At 46.1% G+C, this 22,599-nt stretch carries 20 protein-coding genes and 1 riboswitch; of the genes, 15 read left to right on the top strand and 5 right to left on the bottom strand.

Annotated elements, in window-relative coordinates; translation table 11 throughout:
* Nucleotides 1–30 precede the first annotated feature (30 nt).
* Nucleotides 31–966, bottom strand: a complete 936-nt coding sequence (corA, locus tag PAEAM_RS26785) for a magnesium/cobalt transporter CorA (RefSeq protein ID WP_047842270.1) — start codon at nt 964–966, stop codon at nt 31–33.
* A 451-nt stretch (nt 967–1,417) separates the two neighbouring features.
* A riboswitch (SAM riboswitch) is annotated at nt 1,418–1,541 on the top strand.
* Nucleotides 1,542–1,777: 236 nt separating this feature from the next.
* On the opposite strand from corA, the gene metA reads away from it, so the two are divergent.
* The 6 genes from metA to PAEAM_RS26755 all read left to right on the top strand — a co-directional run bounded on the left by metA (nt 1,778) and on the right by PAEAM_RS26755 (nt 8,672).
* Nucleotides 1,778–2,695 carry a homoserine O-acetyltransferase MetA gene (metA, locus tag PAEAM_RS26780; protein ID WP_100529503.1) on the top strand — a complete coding sequence of 306 codons (918 nt, stop codon included), beginning with the start codon at nt 1,778–1,780 and terminating at the stop codon, nt 2,693–2,695.
* Between the two features lie 24 nt (nt 2,696–2,719).
* Complete coding sequence (locus PAEAM_RS26775; protein WP_100529502.1) at nt 2,720–3,904, top strand: PLP-dependent transferase; 1,185 nt, start codon at nt 2,720–2,722, stop codon at nt 3,902–3,904.
* A complete protein-coding gene (locus PAEAM_RS26770) occupies nt 3,901–5,073 on the top strand; it encodes a trans-sulfuration enzyme family protein (RefSeq protein WP_036669808.1) in 1,173 nt (390 codons plus the stop codon). Before PAEAM_RS26775 ends, PAEAM_RS26770 begins: the two co-directional genes overlap by 4 nt.
* Before the next feature lie 241 nt (nt 5,074–5,314).
* A complete protein-coding gene (mqnC, locus tag PAEAM_RS26765) occupies nt 5,315–6,451 on the top strand; it encodes a cyclic dehypoxanthinyl futalosine synthase (RefSeq protein ID WP_047844209.1) in 1,137 nt (378 codons plus the stop codon).
* 233 nt (nt 6,452–6,684) lie between these two features.
* Complete coding sequence (locus PAEAM_RS26760; protein ID WP_100529501.1) at nt 6,685–7,662, top strand: aldo/keto reductase; 978 nt, start codon at nt 6,685–6,687, stop codon at nt 7,660–7,662.
* Nucleotides 7,659–8,672, top strand: a complete 1,014-nt coding sequence (locus tag PAEAM_RS26755) for a zinc-binding alcohol dehydrogenase family protein (RefSeq protein WP_100529500.1) — start codon at nt 7,659–7,661, stop codon at nt 8,670–8,672. Before PAEAM_RS26760 ends, PAEAM_RS26755 begins: the two co-directional genes overlap by 4 nt.
* 84 nt (nt 8,673–8,756) lie before the next feature.
* Here PAEAM_RS26755 and PAEAM_RS26750 read toward each other — a convergent pair whose 3' ends face one another.
* The 4 genes from PAEAM_RS26750 to PAEAM_RS26735 all read right to left on the bottom strand — a co-directional run bounded on the left by PAEAM_RS26750 (nt 8,757) and on the right by PAEAM_RS26735 (nt 12,212).
* Nucleotides 8,757–9,662 (bottom strand): YitT family protein, encoded by a 906-nt coding sequence (locus PAEAM_RS26750; RefSeq protein WP_051447155.1) that lies wholly within the window; start codon nt 9,660–9,662, stop codon nt 8,757–8,759.
* Between the two features lie 113 nt (nt 9,663–9,775).
* Nucleotides 9,776–11,014 carry a cation:proton antiporter gene (locus tag PAEAM_RS26745; RefSeq protein ID WP_036610060.1) on the bottom strand — a complete coding sequence of 413 codons (1,239 nt, stop codon included), beginning with the start codon at nt 11,012–11,014 and terminating at the stop codon, nt 9,776–9,778.
* Nucleotides 11,015–11,018: 4 nt separating this feature from the next.
* A complete protein-coding gene (locus PAEAM_RS26740; RefSeq protein ID WP_036610059.1) occupies nt 11,019–11,513 on the bottom strand; it encodes a cation:proton antiporter regulatory subunit in 495 nt (164 codons plus the stop codon).
* 294 nt (nt 11,514–11,807) lie between these two features.
* On the bottom strand, nt 11,808–12,212 hold the full coding sequence (locus PAEAM_RS26735) for a hypothetical protein (protein WP_051447154.1): 405 nt from the start codon (nt 12,210–12,212) through the stop codon (nt 11,808–11,810).
* 180 nt (nt 12,213–12,392) lie between these two features.
* Here PAEAM_RS26735 and PAEAM_RS26730 point away from each other — a divergent pair, with 180 nt between their 5' ends.
* The 9 genes from PAEAM_RS26730 to PAEAM_RS26690 all read left to right on the top strand — a co-directional run bounded on the left by PAEAM_RS26730 (nt 12,393) and on the right by PAEAM_RS26690 (nt 22,599).
* Nucleotides 12,393–13,337, top strand: a complete 945-nt coding sequence (locus PAEAM_RS26730; protein WP_124113713.1) for a putative sporulation protein YtxC — start codon at nt 12,393–12,395, stop codon at nt 13,335–13,337.
* Nucleotides 13,338–13,752: 415 nt separating this feature from the next.
* On the top strand, nt 13,753–15,690 hold the full coding sequence (gene thrS / locus PAEAM_RS26725; RefSeq protein ID WP_036610058.1) for a threonine--tRNA ligase: 1,938 nt from the start codon (nt 13,753–13,755) through the stop codon (nt 15,688–15,690).
* A 427-nt stretch (nt 15,691–16,117) separates the two neighbouring features.
* Entirely contained in the window at nt 16,118–16,657 is a 540-nt protein-coding gene (locus tag PAEAM_RS26720; protein WP_081595013.1) for a 3D domain-containing protein, read from the top strand.
* A gap of 111 nt (nt 16,658–16,768) precedes the next feature.
* A complete protein-coding gene (locus PAEAM_RS26715) occupies nt 16,769–16,984 on the top strand; it encodes a hypothetical protein (protein ID WP_036610057.1) in 216 nt (71 codons plus the stop codon).
* 198 nt (nt 16,985–17,182) lie between these two features.
* Nucleotides 17,183–18,211, top strand: coding sequence for a cell wall-active antibiotics response protein LiaF (gene liaF, locus PAEAM_RS26710; RefSeq protein ID WP_100529499.1), 1,029 nt, complete (start codon nt 17,183–17,185; stop codon nt 18,209–18,211).
* 3 nt (nt 18,212–18,214) lie between these two features.
* Nucleotides 18,215–19,240 (top strand): HAMP domain-containing sensor histidine kinase, encoded by a 1,026-nt coding sequence (locus tag PAEAM_RS26705; RefSeq protein WP_036669825.1) that lies wholly within the window; start codon nt 18,215–18,217, stop codon nt 19,238–19,240.
* Nucleotides 19,241–19,258: 18 nt separating this feature from the next.
* On the top strand, nt 19,259–19,921 hold the full coding sequence (locus tag PAEAM_RS26700) for a response regulator (protein WP_017689597.1): 663 nt from the start codon (nt 19,259–19,261) through the stop codon (nt 19,919–19,921).
* 148 nt (nt 19,922–20,069) lie between these two features.
* On the top strand, nt 20,070–21,734 hold the full coding sequence (locus tag PAEAM_RS26695) for a S1C family serine protease (RefSeq protein ID WP_100529498.1): 1,665 nt from the start codon (nt 20,070–20,072) through the stop codon (nt 21,732–21,734).
* A 175-nt stretch (nt 21,735–21,909) separates the two neighbouring features.
* Nucleotides 21,910–22,599, top strand: coding sequence for a response regulator transcription factor (locus PAEAM_RS26690; protein ID WP_036610048.1), 690 nt, complete (start codon nt 21,910–21,912; stop codon nt 22,597–22,599).

Here is a 22,599-nt window from a genome sequence, read left to right as displayed (position 1 = left end):
ATCGCTTCGTCTTTGTTATTTCATACGAGTTCATACCCAGTCTTTCTTGCGGAAAATGAAGAACATGCTCAGGCCCAGGGTAACCATTAGGCCAATCACAACAAAATAGCTGTATTTCCAGTTAAGCTCGGGCATATTCGTAAAGTTCATGCCGTATATACCGGTAATGACCGTCAGCGGCATGAAGACCGTGGTAATGGCGGTAAATACACGCATGATTTCATTCGCCCGGTTCGCAATACTGGATTGGTAGGCTTCTCGCAAGTTGCCCATCAGGTCGCGATAAGTCTCAAAGGTTTCAGATATTTTTACAGCATTCTCATAGATGTCACTGAAATACTTTTGCAGTTGATCATCGATGAGACGCAGATCTTTTTTATTCAGGGTGTTAATAACCTCTTTCTGAGGTCCAAGCACTTTCTTCAGCCACAGAATCTCACTGCGCAGCCCGATGATTTCATTCAGATGTGACTTTTTGGTGTGCATCAGAATGTCTTCCTCAAGCTTCTCGATCCGTGCTTCAATTCGGTCACCTACGGTGAAATAATTATCAACAATCAAGTCAACCAGCAAATACAGCAGACGATCCGGTGTACTGATTTCCTGTTCCCACAGGATGGGTTTCAGTGTACGCAATTCGCTGACCTTGTGCTTGGTAACACTAATAATGAAATGTCTGCCGAGAAACAGGTTGACCGCACGTAGAAATATCTCTTCATCATCAAAACGGATGCTATTAATCACAATAAAATAATGGTTCTCATAAATTTCAATCTTCGGACGTTGTTCTTCGTCACTAAGACAGTCTTCCACAGCCAGATCATGCATCAGGAACAGCGGCTGAAGTACCGCCAAATCGTCTACGTCTGCATCAATCCAGTAAAATCCTTCCGCTGGTGGAGTCAGCGCCTGCTGAATATCGTCCACCGGAATAAATACACCGTTGTTTACCAACCGGATTTTCATCGTTAATCTACTCCTTCTGCACCCGCCAACTTGGCGGATATTATCATTATGGGCGCAAAAAGAACAAATCAGCCGGTCGGCAGCGGAGCCTGGAGATCAGGGCTGCGTTCACTATATAATCAAACGGAAGTCACGTCCCGCTGCCGGCATGCTGATGTCAATTCTCTATGCAGTTTGTCGGAATTCGGCTGCCAGTCAGGCCTCGGGTCGCCATCCATTTAATATGTCACCTCTCACATAAGGGTTTATAACACCTTGTTTAGTATACCGCTGGTACAAGGTGCTTTCAAGCGCAAAAATGTGTCTATTTCGCGCCCTGAGGCAGTGTATGACAACGGATGATGAACGGTTCCGATCTGGGAAGCAGACATCGAACTGCAACTTGACGTGAGGGCATTAATGTAATAAAGTAGACGGTGAACCATATTAAATTACAATCTAATACAGCGAAATCTTATCAAGAGTAGGTGGAGGGACTGGCCCGATGAAACCCGGCAACCGGCGGTATACCGCACGGTGCTAATTCTTGCAGCGACTAAGTGTCAGGTGGCACTGTTGTAACTGAGAGATGAGAGAGGCGCATATCTATTTTACATATGACCTTTCTCGAAATCCGAGGAAGGTCTTTGTCATATGCCCCGACTTCTCAGCAGTGATTTTCGCTAAGGAACTTGAGGTTGTTTGTAACGTTGGATGAAAGCGCAATTCAATGTTTTTACAAGCTCAAGGCAGTCTATAACTGTATTGATGTGAAGACATCAAGCCAGGGGTGGCTGCATCTATCTATGCACAAGGAGGAGTTAGACTTACTATGCCAATCAAAATACCCGATACTCTACCAGCAAAAGAAGTACTTGAAGGAGAGAATATCTTCGTCATGGATGAAACTTCTGCATATCAGCAGGATATTCGTCCACTCCGTATCGCTATATTAAACCTGATGCCCACAAAGGAAACGACCGAAACACAATTGCTTCGTCTGGTGGGAAACACGCCTATTCAGGTGGATGTCGTTCTTGTACATCCCAAATCCCATACGTCGAAGAATACGTCTCAGGAGTATTTGGATCTGTTCTATAAAACCTTTGATGAGATTGAGCACCGCCGTTTCGATGGAATGATCATTACGGGTGCCCCGGTGGAACAGATGGATTTCGAAGACGTGAACTATTGGAATGAAATCCAGGAGATCTTCGAATGGACCAAAACCAATGTGACTTCAACCCTCCACATATGTTGGGCTTCTCAGGCAGGTTTATACCATCATTTTGATGTACCCAAGGTTGCACTTGATGAAAAGTGTTTTGGCGTTTTCCCACATACCATCAATAAACCACATGTTCCATTGTTGCGTGGATTCGATGAAGTATTCAACGTTCCACATTCCCGTCATACGGAAGTGAGACGCGAAGATATTGAAAAGAATGAGAATTTAGAGATTTTGGCTGAATCCGAGGAAGCGGGGATCTTCCTGGTTGCTACCAAAGACGGCAAACAGATTTTTGCTACAGGACATGCCGAGTATGATCCTTTCTCATTAAAGTGGGAGTATGACCGGGATGCAGCGAAAGGGATGGATATTGCATTACCTAGACATTATTATCCGAATGACGACCCTTCCCGTGTGCCACCAGCTACTTGGCGCGCTCATGCCAACTTATTATTCTCTAACTGGCTCAATTACTATGTGTATCAAGAAACACCTTACGATATTGGCCCGCAAATCTAATCGAGATTACAGGAGGATGCAGCAATGGAAGACAACAAGTTGAAAATCGAAAGCCGCTTAGCACAAATTGGGTCCATCAATGAACCGGTAACAGGCGCCATTAACTTTCCGATCTATCAATCCACTGCGTTTCGCCACCCGAAGCTTGGACAAAGCACGGGGTTTGATTATATTCGTACGACTAATCCAACCCGTAAAGTATTGGAAGAAGCCGCCGCAGCGCTGGAGTCCGGTGATGCAGGATTTGCCTGTAGCTCGGGAATGGCCGCGCTGCAAACGATCTTCGCCATGTTTGGTCAAGGGGATCATCTGATTGTATCGCTGGATCTGTATGGTGGAACCTATCGTCTGCTGGAACGTATTCTGTCCCGTTTCGGCGTAACTGCAAGTTATGTGGACACGAATGACCTGGCAGCACTGGAGAAGGTTCGTCAACCGAATACCAAAGCTGTATTTATTGAGACACCAACCAACCCACTGATGATGATCACCGATGTGGAAGCCGTTGCTTCCTGGGCGAAAAGTTACAACCTGTTGACCATTGTTGACAACACGTTGTTGACTCCATTTTTCCAACGTCCGATTGAACTGGGTGCTGATATCATCATTCATAGCGCTACCAAATATCTGGGCGGACACAATGATGTGCTGGCCGGACTAATTATTACCAAAGGTGAGGTGTTATCTGCAGAGATGGCATTCCTGCATAATTCCATTGGAGCAGTATTATCTCCAAGTGACTCCTACCAGTTGATGAAAGGTATGAAAACGCTGGCTCTTCGCATGGAACGTCATGAGCACAATGCACTTACTATTGCCAAATACTTGCTTGAGCACCCAGCGGTGGTTGAAGTGTATCATCCAGGACTATCCGATCATCCAGGGTATGAGATACAGAATAAACAATCTACCGGTAACACTGGTATCTTCTCTTTCAAAGTGAAGGATGCACGTTATGTTGAACCATTACTTCGTCATATCAAACTCATTGCTTTTGCCGAAAGTCTCGGCGGAGTTGAATCACTCATGACTTATCCGGCAGTACAAACGCATGCGGATATTCCGCTTGAAATTCGTGAAGCCGTAGGTGTGGATGACCGTCTGCTCCGGTTCTCTGTAGGCATTGAACATGCGGATGATCTGATTGCAGATCTCGGCAATGCTCTGACAGCTGCACAACAGGAAGTGGAAGGAGGCGTGCACTCATGAGTGAGTCCAACAACAAGCCCAATTCCGAGTTGAAATTTGATACCAAATTGCTCCATTTTGGTGATGAGATTGACAAAACGACTGGAGCCTCCAGTGTACCGATCTACCAAGCATCAACATTCCATCATTTTGATATCTTCAATCCGCCTCAACATGATTACAGTCGTTCGGGTAATCCGACACGTCAGGCTTTGGAAGATTACATCACATTGCTGGAGGGCGGCGCACGAGGCTTTGCCTATTCTTCGGGGATGGCTGCGATCTCAAGCGTGTTCATGATGTTCTCCGCAGGGGACCACATGATTGTAACGGAAGACGTATATGGAGGTACGTATCGTTTGCTTACTTCCATATTAAGCCGTATGCAGATCGAGACAACCTTTGTAGACATGACCAATATAGATGAAGTGAAAGCGGCACTCAAGCCAAACACCAAGGCAGTTTATATGGAAACACCGTCCAACCCTACACTGCGAATTACGGATATCGCTGCCGTAACTGACTGGTCGAAGGAACATGACCTGATCACGATTCTGGATAACACCTTTATGACACCTTACTATCAGCGTCCAATTGAGCTTGGTGTGGACATCGTCGTACATAGTGCTACGAAGTTTCTCGGAGGTCACAGTGATGTACTTGCAGGGTTAGCTGTTGCTCGCACGGAATCACTTGGCGTACAACTGAAACAGCTGCAAAATGGACTTGGAACTGTACTCGGGGCACAAGAATCCTGGCTTTTGATGCGCGGGATGAAAACCTTGGGGGCTCGCATGGCTCATAGTGAACGGAGCACAGCCAAACTGGCGGCATGGCTTAATGAGCGCAGTGATATTACCGCTGTCTTTTATCCTGGACTGGAGGATCATCCGGGCCGTGAGGCACATGAGCGCCAGTCCACAGGATATGGAGCTGTCGTTTCTTTTGACGTCGGTTCAGGTGATCGTGCAAAAGCAGTTCTTAACCGGGTGAAGCTACCTATTGTTGCTGTAAGCTTGGGAGCTGTGGAGAGTATTCTGTCCTACCCAGCGATGATGTCTCATGCGGCAATGCCGGCTGAGGTTCGCCGTGACCGTGGCATTACAGATGGATTGCTGCGCTTCTCCGTAGGTCTGGAAGATATCGAAGATCTGATTGTAGATTTGGAGCAAGCACTTCAGGAATCCTAACAAAAAAGGATGCCCGAATACGCCGATGTGTATCACTTAAGTTCGAACTAATTCTTTTCCATATGTAAAAATTTTTACTTATTTTTAAAGCACCTGTACATAAGGTGCTTTTTTTCACATGTAACCTGTGTTACGATATGTGGAGTACAGAAATACGATGTTGCCACCAGAACTTGCTTCTCTTGAACAAGTTGGGACGGATCGTTATATAATTTCTCTTCATGAGGGAGGCTTTTTTACGATGAGTACGGTAGACCGTATCTTAGATAAAGCCCTTCGGGGCGAACGTTTGGACTTGGAAGACACGATTGAGCTATTTGAATCGAATGAAGTGGACAAAATCGGGGCAGCTGCTAATGTCATTATGAAACGCATGCACCCTGAACCATACAGAACATTTGTAATTGGGCGTAACGTCAACTACACAAACGTGTGTGATGTGTACTGCCGTTTTTGTGCTTTCTACCGCAGACCTGGTTCGGATGAAGGTTATGTGCTTCCGGACGAAGTTATTTTCCAGAAGATTCAGGAAACGGAAGATGTGAATGGTACCGAGATTTTGATGCAAGGTGGAACGAATCCAAACTTGCCTTTCAGCTATTATACAGACCTGTTGAAAGCCATCAAAGAGCGTTTCCCAAACATCACGATGCACTCTTTCTCCCCAGCGGAGATTATGAAAATGGTTGAAGTATCCGATGGCCTTACATTGGAAGAAGTTGTTCGTGCCATTCACGAAGCTGGACTGGATTCCTTGCCTGGCGGTGGCGCTGAAATTCTGGATGACCGCACACGTCGGAAAATTAGCCGCTTGAAAGGTTCATGGCGCGATTGGATGGACGTTATGCAAACTGCACACCGCATCGGTATGAACACCACGGCAACGATGGTTATCGGACTTGGTGAATCGATGGAAGAGCGTGCATTACACTTGCTCCGTGTACGTGAAGCTCAGGACGAATGTATTGCGAACAAGTATGACTCCGAAGGTTTCCTGGCGTTTATTCCTTGGACTTTCCAGCCGGATAATACAAACCTCAAGCTGGAGCGTCAGACTCCAGAAGAGTACTTGAAGACTGTAGCCATCAGCCGCCTGGTACTTGATAATATCAAGAACATTCAATCCTCTTGGGTAACGATGGGTCCTGAGATCGGTAAGAAGTCGCTTGAATTTGGCTGTAATGACTTCGGTAGCACGATGATTGAAGAGAACGTTGTATCTGCTGCTGGTGCAACTTACAAAGTTAACATTGAATCCATTCTCCGTTTGATTCGGGAGTCCGGTTATATCCCGGCACAACGTAACACCCGATACGAGATTGTGCGCATGTTCGACGAAGAAAATGCCGTACATGAAGATTTCGTAATGCAGAACTAATTCTAATTAATTCAATACTACTCTTTATAAACTTTGATCGTTAGATAAGTATTTATGAAGCCATGCCCGCTGACTACTCCGTTTGGAGAGACGGCGGGCTTTTTGATTTCTTTCTGCGGTTCGAGGTCATCAAACAGTACATGTTACGCAATTGCCGATATTTTATATTGAAATTGAACTGTTACAATGAAAGGGAACTTGTGTAGTCAGACACGCTGGAAGGGGTTAAACCGATGAAGAGAAGAATACTTGGCAAGACGGAACTGGACGTACCTGTATTGAGTTTTGGAGCATCCTCACTCGGTTCTGTATTTCGTAACATTGACCGGGACGAAGGGATTCGCACTGTACATGCGGCCGTAGATGCGGGGATGAATTACATAGACGTTTCGCCTTACTACGGGCTGACAAAAGCGGAGTCCGTGTTGGGTGAAGCCATCCGTAGCTTGCCGCGCAGTTCATATATGTTATCAACCAAAGCCGGACGGTATGGGGAAAAAGAGTTTGATTTTTCACGTCAGCGGATTCTGGATAGCGTGCAAGAGAGCCTGGATCGACTGCATACAGACTATATCGACATTCTGTTCCTGCATGATATTGAATTTGTGCCAGCAGAGATCATCGTAGAAGAAGCCTTTCCAACTTTGCTGCGTCTGAAAGAGCAGGGAGTTATACGACATGCGGGCATTTGTGGATTGCCCTTGCCGTTGTTCGAGAAGGTTCTGCCACAGATCGATGCGGATGCGATCATCTCGTATTGTCATTATTCATTGAATGATACCTCATTATTATCGTTATTGCCCCTGTTGGAAAAAAAAGAAATTGGCCTCGTCAATGCTTCGCCTCTTTCTATGGGCTTGTTGAGTACCCGAGGGGCTCCTGCCTGGCATCCGGCAGAAGATCGGGTGAAAGAGCTCTGCCTGAAGGCTGCCCGCTTCTGTGCAGAACAAGGTAGTGACATTGCCAAGCTGGCCGTGCAATTCTCCACATCGAATGAACGAATTCCGACAACACTGGTGAGCAGTGCCAGCCATCGCAATATCCTCAATAATGCAGCCTGGATAGAGGAACCGTTGGATCAGAGCCTGCTGGATGAAGTGCTGCGCATTCTGGCTCCATTGCATAACGAGACATGGTCAAGCGGACGACCTGAATATAATACGAAGCCAAGCAACACGTCAGCAGAAGCATCCAAGGGGGAGCAACGATGAGAGCCATTGTATGTGAAGAAATAGATCAATTGAAGCTCCAGGACCTGCCTCAACCAGAACGAGCAGAAGGAGAGGCGTTGGTTGCCATTCGGCGGATTGGGATCTGTGGAACGGATCTGCATGCGTACAAAGGCAATCAGCCATTTTTCACCTATCCTCGTATTCTGGGTCATGAACTGGCGGCTGTTATTGAAGAAATCGGTCCGAACGAGGCTGGGTTACAGCCTGGGGATCAGGTAAGTATTATTCCGTATCTGCACTGTGGTCACTGTATTGCATGTCGCAGTGGAAAAACCAATTGTTGTGCGTCCATGCAAGTCATGGGTGTGCACGTAGACGGAGGCATGAGAGAAAAAATCAACGTGCCTGTCTCACATCTGCTCTCAGCAGAGGGTTTGACACTGGATGAGACGGCAATGGTAGAACCATTAAGCATTGGAGCCCATGCCGTCAGAAGAGCAGGAATTAAACCTGGTGAGCATGTGGTTGTGATTGGAGCTGGACCCATTGGATTGGGTGTGATGGCATTTGCCAAACAGGCGGGGGCGCGTGTTATTGCCGTTGATCGTAATCTGGACAGGCTGGAGCTTAGCCGGACTTGGGCTGGAGCGGATGACCTAGTACAGGCCAATGAACATACCGTACAACAAGTAGCTGAAATTACGGGAGGCGACTATGCTACAGCTGTCTTCGATGCAACAGGTAACGTGAATTCCATGAATGGGGCCATTCAATATGTGGCGCATAGTGGTCAACTCATTTTTGTAGGACTGGTGAAAGCGGATATTACCTTTCATGACCCCGAATTTCACAAGCGGGAGATGAGCATCCTGGGCAGTCGAAACGCAACCTGTGAAGATTTTGAACAAGTCCTGTCGACCTTGCGTCAAAAGAAACTAAGTATGGATGGGTACATCACACACCGAGTGGAATTTAATGAGCTACCTACGGCAATAGACCAATGGCTTTTGCCAGATTCACATGTAGTCAAAGCCATCGTTGAACTATAATAACAATTAATTATAATAACAGAAAAAAACGCTCTCTGACCTTGGTGGACAATACTGTTCATCCATAGGGTAAGAGAGCGTTTTTTATTTTTCCGGATTCGTTACAATACCCGCATGTGGATCAATGTGACGCACAATGGACTTCAACCAGATCATCTCCAGCACATGTACCTCATAATAAAGTGCACCCGGGATTTGCCTGATCCATCCTTCCGCCATCGCGAGTTGTGTTGAGTCAGAAGTGGCTTCCAGAATTCCAGGTTCACGGCGTAGCCGTTTGCGTACAGCTTTTTCAACTTGAGAGCTTTGTGTGGTCAATATGCATACTTTGCGTTTGGAAGAGAAGCCCCTGAACGCAATGTACACCATTTCATAAGCAATAAGATAGGCGATTACGGAATACATCGCTTGGTCCCAGCCAAAGACAACACCAGCGGCTGTCAGTATCAACAAGTTAAGCAGCATGATTATTTTTTCGATAAGCATCCGTTTTCCGCTAAATACACGTTCAGGTGGGCGGGAAGACGGATCACCGATTTCCAGCGTATCCAGTGTCCCGCCATACCGTACGACGAGCCCAATTCCGAGTCCGAGGCATAATCCGCCAAACATGGCGGCAGCCAGCGGATGCTCTACAAGTGGCGGCATGGGATGAAGCACAATGGCACCGATCGAAAAGACAACCAGACCTAGAACAGTAACCAGTACAAATTTCTTCTGCACAATCTTGTAAGACAGAAATATAAACGGCACATTGAATAAAAATAGGAACAATCCAATCCTCATTTCGGTCCAGTGGGCGAAGAGTGAGGAAATGCCTGTAATGCCTCCAATAATAATCTTATTGGGGTGTAAGAACAATTCAAGTCCCACGGAGGCCAGAATTCCGCCCGCAATAACGAGAAACAGGTTTAACCAGCGGCGGGTAGACGATATCCTGGTCTTGGCGGTGTTTGGCACCGGATTAGCCGATATCAGAGGTGCTTTCATAGGTCATCCTCCTTAGTGCGGCTTTCGAGCCATTCTCCCTGGGTTAGTCACAGAAAGATCGGCGTAAGAGCCGCGAAGTACGTTAGTATGTCTGTTCTGTACAGACATAGGTGTTATCCTTCTTTCTGCAGCACCTTTGGTTCTTCTTTCTTTTTCCGAGGATCTTTGAACTTGAATATTTTATCCAATAAACGGAATACATGTTTGGACTCTTTGGTTAATAAAGGACCCAGAATGGCCAGAATTAGGACATACAGCGCGGCAAATGGTTGAATCATTGGCAACAGTCCCCCGGCTTTACCCATGTTGGCCAAGATGATGGAAAACTCACCCCGTGACACAATGGTTAATCCAATATTTGCCGATGCTTTGGGTGATAGTCCTGCACTGCGCCCGGCCAGCATACCCGCCAGGAAGTTACCGAACAATGTAATAACAACTGCAATCAAAGCTAACCATACGGCATCGCCACCCAAGGACAACGGATCAATGGACAATCCAAAGCTGAAGAAGAAGATTGCTCCGAAGAAGTCACGGAACGGTAGAATCAAGTGCTCAATCCGTTTTGCGTGTTCTGTTTCAGCAAGCACCAGACCAACCAGTAATGCACCAATCGCTTCGGCAACATGAATAGTTTCAGAGAAACCAGCTACCAGGAACAAGGCTCCAAATACAACTAGAGAGAATAGCTCATTCGATCGAATTTTAAGCAATTTGTTTAGTAGCGGTGTTGCTTTGCGTCCAAGGATAATCACGATAAGCATGAATCCGAGGGCAATAAGTGCAGACATGATGACGCCTCCGATGGAGGATGAATCACTAAGCACAAGTCCGGACAAGATCGAGATATATACAGCGAGGAATACATCTTCGAACATAATAATACCCAATATCATCTCTGTTTCCGGGTTGGCCGTTCGTTTCAAATCAACGAGTACCTTGGCCACAATGGCACTGGAAGAGATGGTAGTTATACCTGCGATAATAAGTGCTTCTGCAACTGGGAAACCGGACACAAAACCGAATATTAATCCCAGCGTAAAGTTAATGCCGATGTAGATCGAGCCGCCAACTGCAATAGAGCGACCCGATTTAATTAAACGACCTACCGAGAATTCAAGTCCAAGGTAGAAGAGAAGGAACAGGATACCGATCCGACCCATAAATTCAATAAAAGGCTGACTCTCAATAAAACGGAAGTCCAGATGCCAGATTTTCATGGCATGTGGCCCCACGGCCATCCCGATCAGAATATAAAATGGAACGACCGAAAATCTTAGTTTTGCCGATAAAAGGCCGGCTGCTGCAATAAGCACAAGGGCCAGACCTACTTCGAATATCAAATGATCCATCTATTTACCCCCTTCCAGTCAGGAGGAGGGATTTAAACAGTTTCTGCTGATTGCGTTCGCCAACGGCTACCACCGTGGATTCTGCACTGATAACTACCTCCGGACCTGGGCTGATATGTTTTTTGTGATTTTTCTCTACAACGGCGATAACCGTTGCCCCAGAGTTTTGACGTACGTCCAATTCACCGATGGATTTACCGATACTTCCGAAGGATGGTTCGATTTTGTACCACTCGATAATCAGGTCGTCAAACGTTACTTCAATATTTTCAAGCTGTTTTGGTTTGTAAGTTAATCCGCCAACAATAGCAGCAATCTGTCGTGCTTCGTAATCGTCAAGTGTGATCATCGAGATGCTTTGATCGGGATCATCATACTCGAAGTGGTACATTTCCCGGCGACCGTCATCGTGAATAATAATGACAATTTTATCACCGCTGCTTGTTTCAATCTGAAATTTTTTGCCGATTCCCGGCAAGTCTGTTTCGCGTACATCCATGGATTGTTGCCTCCTTATAATTAGGGGCTGGCCATAGAAGACAGGCTTATTTCCCGAAAATGATTAATCTGCTGCTCAAGGGAACATCAAAAGATGCGGGTAAACAGAGCCAGAAATTCCTGACACAGCCATATGATTTGAATTTGTCGGTTTGGGTACAACAAAAATAGGTACTGTCATAAATATAGGTTTATCTAACGTGTGCTAAAAGGGTTATAAGTTATGCACAAGCGCACCGTCTTTCATTACAGAGGTGTCTTCATGCAAAAGCAACCTGTAAATACGTCGTAACGGCTAGTGAAGAGCGTTTACGTATTTTGGTGCTATAGGGGTGAGGGATACATACATGCTGGTAAACTTAATAGGTAGCAGAAATAATCTGCGTTTAAACAAACAATACCACGGTTTAAAGGACAGACCCGTTGTAGGGATTCGCAGCATCAATAACAATGCGAGGACAAGAAAGACAGGCTTATTATGCGTAACCGCAATCAGCTTGGACATAACTTGTGGATATTTGCGAATGACAGGTTTCTGCTGGGATTCGGGTATTTGCAACAGCACTTCCTTGTTGGAAGTTGCTTCTACAGACACCCCAACGGCAGATTCGGACTGCATCGGAATAGGGAAGCACAAGGCTTGGAAAACGCACAAAATGATAATGATAGTGTAGTGGAGTATTCTAGGTTGTTGTCTCATTTTGGCTTCCCTCCTTTCCCGTGAAATATACTGTTATTAAAATAATAACACATTTTTGTCTTAACTCCAAACCTCTTTATAATATACTGAGAAATCATGACACGCTTTCCATCAATCCGCTTCGTATATCCCCATCGGCCTTGCCATATACTTTGAACAGGAAGGAAAGGAGTGATTCTTGTGGAACTGTTTGCTGTATGGACCGATGTATCGGGGCAAGAGGAAGCGGATCAATTTTATCGTTGTGTCAAGGAAAAAACCAAAGGTTTACATATAAGTAAAAGAGGATTTCGGCTCACCTTCAAACATAATGATGGAAGAGCAACCTGGGTGTGCAGAGGGAATGAGAATCACGAAGACTTCCAGCAATGGCTTCCCCGGATCAGTGATCTGCTCTCCCTTGGACTCGCCGACTTCATTATGGAGACACAAGAACGGAGCATGGTGGAGGATATGATCGCCAAGGCGTGTTCTGTCATGGATGAGCATGAGGTGGAAAAGGTCAATCGAATCTGCATGCCACTTCTATTAAATGGTGATCTGGATCAGCCCGGACTTCGAGAGCGCCGTCGTACTACGTTAGCCAGTGGACTACGGCAGGACCTGGAGGATGTTCACTTTTTTCACCTTGAAGGCATTATCAACTTCCGCATACGGCCATATAAGCAGGAGCTTCAGGAATTAGTGGAGTATGCGCTGGATGAGTTTTGGATGGATCGGCAGTATGAAGAGTTTATGGGGCTGTTAAAATATTTTGTGTTTTTTCAAGAAGCCAAAGTACCTCTGGTTCATCTTGTACACAAGGGAATGCATGAATTTCAGGTCCTGGATGCTGGACTTAATCTGTTACCCGTGCAAAAGGATGAACAGGTCGTTGTGGAAATGCCGGGTCTGGAACTGGAGATGGATATTGAAGATATGATTGTAAGTACACTCATCTCAATCTCTCCTGAGAAGGTCATGCTCCATACACGCACCCCGGATCTGCCAATCATCTCGACCATATGCCAGATCTTTGAAGACAAAGTGCAAATATGTCATCATTGCCCGGAATGCGAAGTGCTGCGCTCAGGATTGTTGACAGGTCTTGACGCAAGTGATCTCGGCAATTATAATAACTGTTGATCCATGAATTTTTCATGTGAACCATTGAACCAAAAGCGTTGACAGAGACAACAACCACACGCAAGATCGGTGCAGAGAGAGGAACCAAGGCTGAAATTTCCTCCGGATATCACGTATGGTTTACCCCTTTGTAGCTGCAATTTTGAAAGTGGAGTTAGAATATCGCCTTTATTGGGGATTATCCGCGAGTAAGGATCTGCCGGGTCATGCCCGTTATCGTCATGCCAATGAGGGCTGTATTTCCGAATATGGATGAATCAGCTGAATTAGGGTGGAACCACGAGTATATATCACTCGTCCCTTTGCCGGGACGGGTGTTTTTTGCGTTCCTTTGCAAAATGACTGGAATAGCAATAGATAATCAGTCCATAAATATCTGGACACGAAGGTTACATTAACAGGAGGAATGAGACAAATGGCAGTGAACATTAAATTACCGGATGGTTCGGTACGTGAGTACGCGGATGGCAGCAGCATTGAGGACGTAGCCGCTTCAATTAGTAGCGGATTGCGCAAAAATGCCGTAGCCGGGAAGCTGGATGGTATCGTGGTGGACTTGTCCACAACACTTCATGAGGGAGCATTGGTGGAGATCGTAACTCTGGATTCACCAGAAGGACTTGAAGTGATGCGTCATAGTACAGCTCACTTGATGGCTCAAGCAGTGAAACGTTTATATGGTAACAAAGAGGTACGACTCGGTATCGGCCCTGTCATTGAAGATGGTTTCTACTATGATATGGACCTCGAACATGCGCTCAATCCTGAAGATCTGCAAAAGATCGAGAAGGAAATGGAACGTATTGTGAATGAGAACTTGCCAATTGTACGTAAGGAAGTTAGCCGCGAGGACGCGATCAAAACGTTCGAAGAAGTGGGCGATCCTTACAAACTTGAGTTGATTCGTGATTTGCCAGCGGACAGCGTGATTACGATTTATGAGCAAGGTGAATTCTTCGACTTGTGTCGTGGCCCTCACGTACCATCAACTAGCAAAATCAAAGTGTTCAAACTGATGAATGTCGCGGGTGCTTACTGGCGTGGAGATAGCAAAAACAAAATGCTTCAACGTATCTATGGTACGGCTTTTGTGAAAAAAGCACAGCTGGACGAGCATTTGCACTTCCTCGAAGAAGCTAAAAAACGGGATCACCGTAAGTTGGGTAAAGAGCTGGAAATGTTCACATTCTCCCAACTGGTCGGTCAAGGCTTGCCAATCTGGTTGCCTAACGGTGCGAAGCTGCGCCGTACTCTGGAGCGTTATATTGTGGATCTGGAAGAAAGCCTGGGATACCAGCATGTATACACACCGGTTCTGGGTAACGTGGAATTGTACAAAACATCTGGACACTGGGAGCACTACCAGGAAGATATGTTCCCGAAAATGGTTATGGATAACGAGGAACTTGTTCTCCGTCCAATGAACTGTCCTCACCATATGATGGTGTACAAGTCCAGCATGCACAGCTACCGTGATCTGCCAATCCGTATTGCCGAGCTTGGTATGATGCACCGTTATGAAATGTCGGGGGCGTTAACAGGTCTGCATCGTGTACGTGCAATGACACTGAACGACTCACACATTTTTGCACGGCCGGATCAGATCAAAGAAGAGTTCGCTCGTGTTATCGAGTTGATTCAAACAGTCTATAAGGATTTCGGTATTAACGAATACCGTTTCCGTCTGTCCTATCGTGATCCGCAGGATACCGAGAAATACTTCCAGAACGACGAGATGTGGGAGATGTCCCAACGCATGCTGCGTGAAGTTGTGGAAGAACTTGACCTTCCTTTCTATGAAGCTGAAGGTGAAGCGGCGTTCTACGGTCCGAAATTGGATGTTCAGATCAAAACAGCCCTGGGCAAAGAAGAGACATTGTCTACGGTTCAACTGGACTTCCTGTTGCCTGAGCGCTTTGAACTTGAATATGTGGGAGATGACGGACAGAAACATCGTCCGGTCGTTATCCACCGCGGTGTAATTAGTACAATGGAACGTTTCACAGCATTCTTGCTGGAGAACTTTGCAGGAGCTTTCCCATTGTGGTTGTCTCCAGTTCAGGCAAAAGTGATTCCGGTATCCGGAAACTTCGACGATTATGCGCGTGAAGTGGAAGCGAAACTGAAACGTGCGGGAATCTCTGCTGAAGCTGATCTGCGGAATGAGAAGCTTGGATATAAAATCCGCGAGGCGCAGCTTGAGAAAATGCCTTATATGTTTGTTGTCGGTGAGAATGAGCGTAATGCAGAAGCAGTATCCGTGCGTAAGCGTGGAGAAGGCGATCTGGGCATGAAACCGGTCGATGAAATAATCGCTCAATTGAAAGAAGAAATTGCAACACGTTTGGTATAAATGAACAAATGATCTATCAGATAACCAGTGTATATTTGCACTGATCACTCTGCATAACGCCTGAATGACATGGGATTGACCTATGTTATTCAGGCGTTTTTTCGTAGTGTTTGCAGTAAAAAGTATAGATTAATTGCTTTTTGGAAAACCTTTGCAGTGAGGGGGAGGTTATACAATGAAAAAGCAATTCTCAATTCAAAAGGAACATATACGGGGTTTATTGGTTGGCTGTGTGATGTTCGCCGGGATGATGGTTAACCTGAATCAGGCGGATGCCTATACATTTGAAGAGGAAAGTGCAGTACTGCATGTGGAGAGTCACAACAGTAGCAGTGAAGGTCTGATTATTGAGACTTCGAGCAAGCCTATTCAGGAATTTCCGGAACAGGTTAGCCATCAATACAGCGATGAAGCCCAGCTGACGACCATGGTGTATATGGCTTTATTGTGGTCACCGCAACCGATGGTCATCCCAAGACCTGAGCTTCCAGAGAAACAAGTGGCAGATCCGTCTATGCCGGTACTTGCTCCGCGTTCAGAACAAATCCTGGGTACACAAAAGGTTACAGCAACGGGATATACAGCAGGAGTGGAGTCTACAGGAAAAGGACCCAAACACCCGCAATACGGAATTACGTATTCTGGTGTCAAAGTACGTCGTGATAAAGAAACAGTTTCCACGATTGCAGCTGATCCGAAGTTGTTCCCAATGGGTTCCATTCTGTATATTCCGGGCTATGGATACGGTATTGTTGCAGATACTGGTTCGGCGATCAAAGGTAATAAGATTGATCTGTATTTCCCGACAACCAAGCAAGTGTACAAAGAGTGGGGCAAAAAGGATGTGGAGGTACAGGTGATCAGGCAAGGCGCTGGGAAATGCACAGAAAAGATGCTCAGCGAGTTGGCCGATGCAATCGATGTGTACAAATCCGTACCGGATTCGTGGTTGGACAAGGCCATTTAATTTCACATGGTCACATGAATAACTGAAGTGCTCTCTCCACATAATACTGACTGGGGACGAACCCCGCGGTGCAGCAATGCATCGTAAATATGAAGAGAGAGGTGATTCGTTGTGGCTAAAAAATCACAAGGGTACCAAACGCCAAACGAGAAGTACAATGCAGAGTTTGGAGAAGAGAATGCAGCAGCAAAAGTGAAGCAATCCGCTCAAAACAAAGTACAAGATAATTTCCAAACACCTGATGAAAAATACAATGCCGAGTTCGGTGTAGAAAACACAGGCCAAACTGGCCAAGGTCAAGGCAAAGCATCAAAATACAAAAAATAATTGAAGATTCATTAATCAAATGATGATTCAGTACCCTGGAGCAGCAGCTCCAGGGTGTTTTACATATGCGAAGTTTTTTACATTAATATCCTCTGATCTCAGTCTCGAGACCGAGATGAATTCCACCTGCCGCCGCTGTTCTCATTGTCTTGTCTGAGTTACACTGGATACATAATACAGACAAAGGAGACATGAGCGATGAAACGATCGACGCGTGACCGCTGGTGGGTTGGCATACCTCTTATTGCTATTGGTGCGATGATCTTGTTCAGACAATTGGGATATGACATTGATGTAGGATATATTTTCAGAACATATTGGCCGTTATTTCTAATCTGGTGGGGGGTCAAAGGAATATCCGAGATTCGTCGCAACGGGGGTTACGCCTTTATTGGACCCGTAATTGTACTGGCGATCGGCGGTTACTTTCTTGCCCGTAACCTGGGATGGATTGATTACTCCATGGGGGAGTTCATTCGTTATCTGATCCCGGTAATGCTGATTGGCGGAGGATTGTTCGTACTGATCGGGCCACGACGTCGTGATCGGAAACATCATGACAAGATGCAGCCACCTCCAGCACCTGAGCAACCTTATAAACCGTTAGATCCGGAGGATCTGGAGATGCCGTCATCGTTTGACGAACAGTTCGAGAAAACATTTGGCAAACCAAAACAGGAACAGAAGAACGATGCACATGGCCCTCATTTCACAGGATCAACGGATTCATCATCACAAGGGCATCAATATAAGAAGAAACATCAATCCTATAACTCTAACGATACCGGATATGGAAAACATTATGATGATGGCTACGGAAATGGTTATGGGGATTATGGCAGTGGCAATACCATTAACAAATCGGCGTTCATCGGTGATCTGTACATGGGGCAGGAAGTGTTCTCGTTGAAACCAATGAACATCTCGGCTTTTATCGGAGATACTGTAATTGATTTGACGAAGGCACAGATTCCTTATGGGGAGACGAAGATTGTCATTTCTTCATTTATTGGGGATGTGAAAGTATTTGTTCCGGAAGATATGGATCTGGGTGTGACGGTGACGACAAATTCCTTCATTGGAGATATGTCACTGTTGAACCAGAAACGCGGCGGATTCCTGAGTAGTGCCCAGGCTGAAACTGCCCATTACCATGAAGCAAGCAAAAAAGTACGGATTATTGTAAGTGTGTTTATCGGAGACGTCAAAGTGAATAAGGTGGGTTAATGCATGATTCGAACAATTCTCAAGGCCAATAAATGGGAACTGATGATGTATTTTGCGCTAACTGGTCTGATTACGCTGGGCGGATTCTATCTATTGTATGGAGAGGTGTTGATGGGGGCTGGTCGTCAGCGGGCATGGACCTATGTTGCTGTTGTTGTGCTGGCCACCGTTATCACCGGATATATCGCTGCATTACGACTCCAACGCAAGATCGACCTGCTTGATCTCAACATGTTGAAAGTATCCAAGGGTAATCTGGCGGTGCGCATGCCTGAAGCGGATGACGCTTCGTTTGGTCGTGTCTATCAGGAGTTCAATGTCATGATGGATTCGATTGAGAAAAAGATGAGACTGCTTCAGCGCCTCGGTGAGCAGGAAGTCATTGAGAAGGAGCAAGCCTCGGAGCGGGCTGTGCTTGAAGAGCGCAAACGAATGGCAAGGGACCTCCATGACACGGTTAGCCAGCAGCTGTTTGCCATGCATATGTCGGCTTCGTCTTTACCGCGACTGCTGGAGATGAATCCGGAACATGGCGGTAAAGTACTGGACCAGTTAATACAGATGTCACATATTGCACAGCGTCAGATGCGAGGACTGATTGCCCAACTTCGACCGGTGGAGCTGGAAGGGCGTGACCTCACCGCAGCACTGGATAGTTGGTTTCCTGATTATTGCAGGCAGAATGGTCTTAAAGGTGTGAAAGAGCTGGAACTGGATGGCGGAATCTCGGATGCCATTGAGCACCAGCTGTTTCTTGTTATTCAGGAGGCAGTTGCCAATGTCGTGAAGCATGCAGAGGCTGGAGTGGTTAGTCTGTCCATACGGGAGAGTGAACATCAGATCAGCATGAGCATCAGCGATGATGGTCAGGGATTTTTACAGCAAGCGGAGCGTCCGGGTTCATACGGGTTATCTACCATGCGTGAACGGGCGGAGAAGCTTGGGGGGCAAGTTCAGATTATATCGAAACCGGGAGCGGGAACGACGGTACGGGTATTGATCCCGAAATTCCCGAACGTTCCTGAGTGAACCAGAGGGGGAGACGCAATGAGTGGTAAAGTAAACGTGATGATTGTGGATGACCATGATATGGTGCGCATGGGCTTGAAAACATATCTGATGCTGGAACCTACTTTTCATGTGATGGGAGAAGCGGGCCATGGGCAGGATGCGCTTGATCAGTTACGTAAGTTAAATGATAGTGAAATGCCGGACCTGATCCTGATGGATCTGATGATGCCTGTAATGAATGGCGCTGAAGCAACAAAAGCCATCATGACTGAATTTCCAGGGATGAAAATTGTGATGCTCACCAGTTTCCTGGAGGATGATCTGGTTGTGCAAGCGATTGAAGCGGGTGCGGTAAGTTATGTACTGAAGACAGTCTCTGCTGAAGAACTGATCTATGCTCTGCAAGGGGCCTATAGAGGCATGCCTGTTATGACAGGTGATGTGTCGCAGGCGTTAACCCGGGGAATCAGACAACGTACAGCGAGAGAGAGTGAATCGGGTCTGACTGAACGGGAGAAGGAAGTGCTGCTGCTTATTGCAGAGGGAAAGACCAACAAAGATATCGGAGAAGAATTACATATCAGTATCAAAACCGTCAAAACACATGTGAGCAACCTGCTGATGAAATGTGAGATGGACGATCGTACACAATTGGCCATCTATGCGCATCGTCAGGGTTGGGTGAAAACGAAAGGGTAAAATGCTGTCGTGACGGGGAAAAGAGTCTATTCTTACGTGCTTTTATCTCCTTTTTAATTGTTTTTAAGGTACGGTTAAGGTTTAAAGTACAAAATAAGGACAGTTAAAGAATATCTCTTGGGAATAAGAGATTGGGAGGTAGAGAGGCATGGATGAACGCAACTATAGATCGAACCGTCAAGACGAGGAAAACGAAACCAAACAAACGGAGAACCGCAATTCTTCCGGAACGGACGAATCCTCCTATTATTATTCTTATGGACCTTTTCAGTCCGTGAATCAGGAAGATACAGCAAATCACATGGGAAGCAATAATCAACGTGAAGAAGGAAATGTAGAGATTACAAAACCTGATCCGGTGAGACCCGTACCTACTTACTATAATAGTGAATCATCTGAACAAGCGAAAAGATCATCATCAGGCGGTGGAAACGGCTCAGGTAACGGTGGAGATCAAGGGAATGGCGGCAAAGGCAACTGGAACTATAATAACCGCAAGCCACGTTCTTCCGTAAGATCACTTCTATTTTCCTTTATTGCCGGGATGCTGGTCATCACCGTTCTCATGTACACAGCTGATAGAACAAACATGTTCACACCGGAGACGGCACTTACGAACACGGACAATCAAAGTTCAGGACAGGAAGCGTCTACAAACACAGGCGGAGGCAACAATGTCACAGCGTCGTTACTGCCAACAGGCAAAGAAGATGTGTCTTCCGTAGTAACAAGTACAAGTCCGGCTGTCGTCAAAATCGAAACACTCGCGAAGCAGTCCTCACGTACAGGATTGGGTCAGGGTGGATCAAATACAAGTGATCCGCTGTACCAATACTTCTTTGGTAATGGCGGCGGAACGGAAGGCAATCAAGGCCAAAGCCAGCAACCACAAAGCGGTAATCAGCTTGTACCTATGGGCATTGGTTCCGGGTTCATTTTTGACAAAGAAGGATATATCCTGACGAATCAACACGTTGTTCAGGGTGCAGATGTAATCCAGGTAACGCTGGAGAACAACAGCAAACCTTATGAAGCTAAATTGCTGGGAAGCAGCTTTGATCTGGATTTGGCTGTATTGAAAATTGAGAAAAACAGTGGTGACGATGCGTTCCCTGTAGCTCCACTGGGCGATTCCAACAGTACTCAAGTCGGTGAATGGCTTGTAGCTATTGGTAACCCTGAAGGATTTGAACACACCGTTACAGCAGGTGTACTGAGTGCCAAAGAACGTACGATCAGCATTCCAGATGAAGAAACAGGAAAAACACGTGAGTACAGCCATTTGCTGCAAACCGATGCTTCGATTAATCCGGGTAACTCCGGTGGTCCGTTGCTTAACCTGAATGGGGAAGTTATCGGAATGAACGTTGCAGTAAGCGCAGATGCACAGGGTATTGGTTTTGCAATCCCGTCGAGCGTCATCTCTGAAGCCGTTAAATATCTTAAAGAGAACAAAGAAGTTCCCAAAGAGCCAGTACCCTTTATCGGTGCGTCTCTGATGGCTCTCACGCCTGAAGTTGCTAAACAAATGGGAACAGACGTTACCGAAGGTTCAGTTGTAGCCAGCACGATCTTCCAATCACCGGCTTACCAAGCAGATCTTCGTGCATATGATATCATCACAGGTGCCAACGGTACGCCTTATGCGACAAGTCAAGACCTGATTGATTTCATCAAGAAACAGAAAATCGGCAGTGAAGTGACATTAAACGTGGTGCGTGACGGTAAGAAAATGGATCTGAAAATCAAAATCGGCAATAAAAATGATTTTGATACTTCACAAACAACAGATACACAACAGCAGCAACCATAAATATAAGGTGAGGATTAACACAACGGAAGGGTTTGAAGGCCCTTCCGTTTTTTTGCCCTGATGAAGCAGGGTTACAATGGACCAGGACGGATTGGAGACGCCTACTTGAAGATGCAGATTGTGCTTCTGCCTGTTACAATGGGATAAAACGTTAGGATAAAGGAGAAAGACCACCATGCGCTCAACTATTTTGATTGTGGATGATGACGAAAAAATTGTATCCATGCTCCGCCGGGGGCTGGCTTTTGAAGGATATGAGGTACAGACGGCTTCCAATGGAGCTGAAGGCCTCAGCAAACTGATGGACAAGGAGCCGGACATCGTTGTGCTGGATGTGATGATGCCGCAGATTGACGGATTTGAGGTATGTCGCAGATTGAGAGAAGCAGGCAGTAAAGTGCCTGTGCTGATGCTGACGGCCAAGGATGAAGTACAGAGCCGGGTGACCGGACTGGACACAGGAGCCGATGACTACCTTGTAAAACCTTTTGCGCTGGAAGAATTATTGGCACGTGTCCGTGCATTGCTGCGCCGCAAGTCAGATAGTGCGGGTACGCCGGACAACCGCTTAATGTATGAAGATATCATTTTGGACAATGACTCACGTGAAGTATTGCGAGATGGGCAGCGTCTGGAGCTGACTGCCAAAGAATTCGAACTGTTGAATCTGTTCATGCAAAATCCAAGACGGGTACTGTCCCGTGATCTGATTATGGATAAAATCTGGGGTTATGATTACAGCGGTGAGTCTAACGTGCTTGAAGTATACATTGCCATGCTCAGACAGAAGACTGAAGAATACGGTGGCAAACGTCTAATCCAGACCATCCGGGGAGCCGGCTACATCCTGAGAGGTGACTCTTGA

It is taken from the genome of Paenibacillus sp. GM1FR (genome assembly GCF_002803315.1).
GTDB lineage: Bacteria > Bacillota > Bacilli > Paenibacillales > Paenibacillaceae > Paenibacillus > Paenibacillus amylolyticus.
The sequence above is the reverse complement of the archived record's forward strand: the minus strand, read 5'-3'. Positions and strand labels throughout refer to the sequence as shown.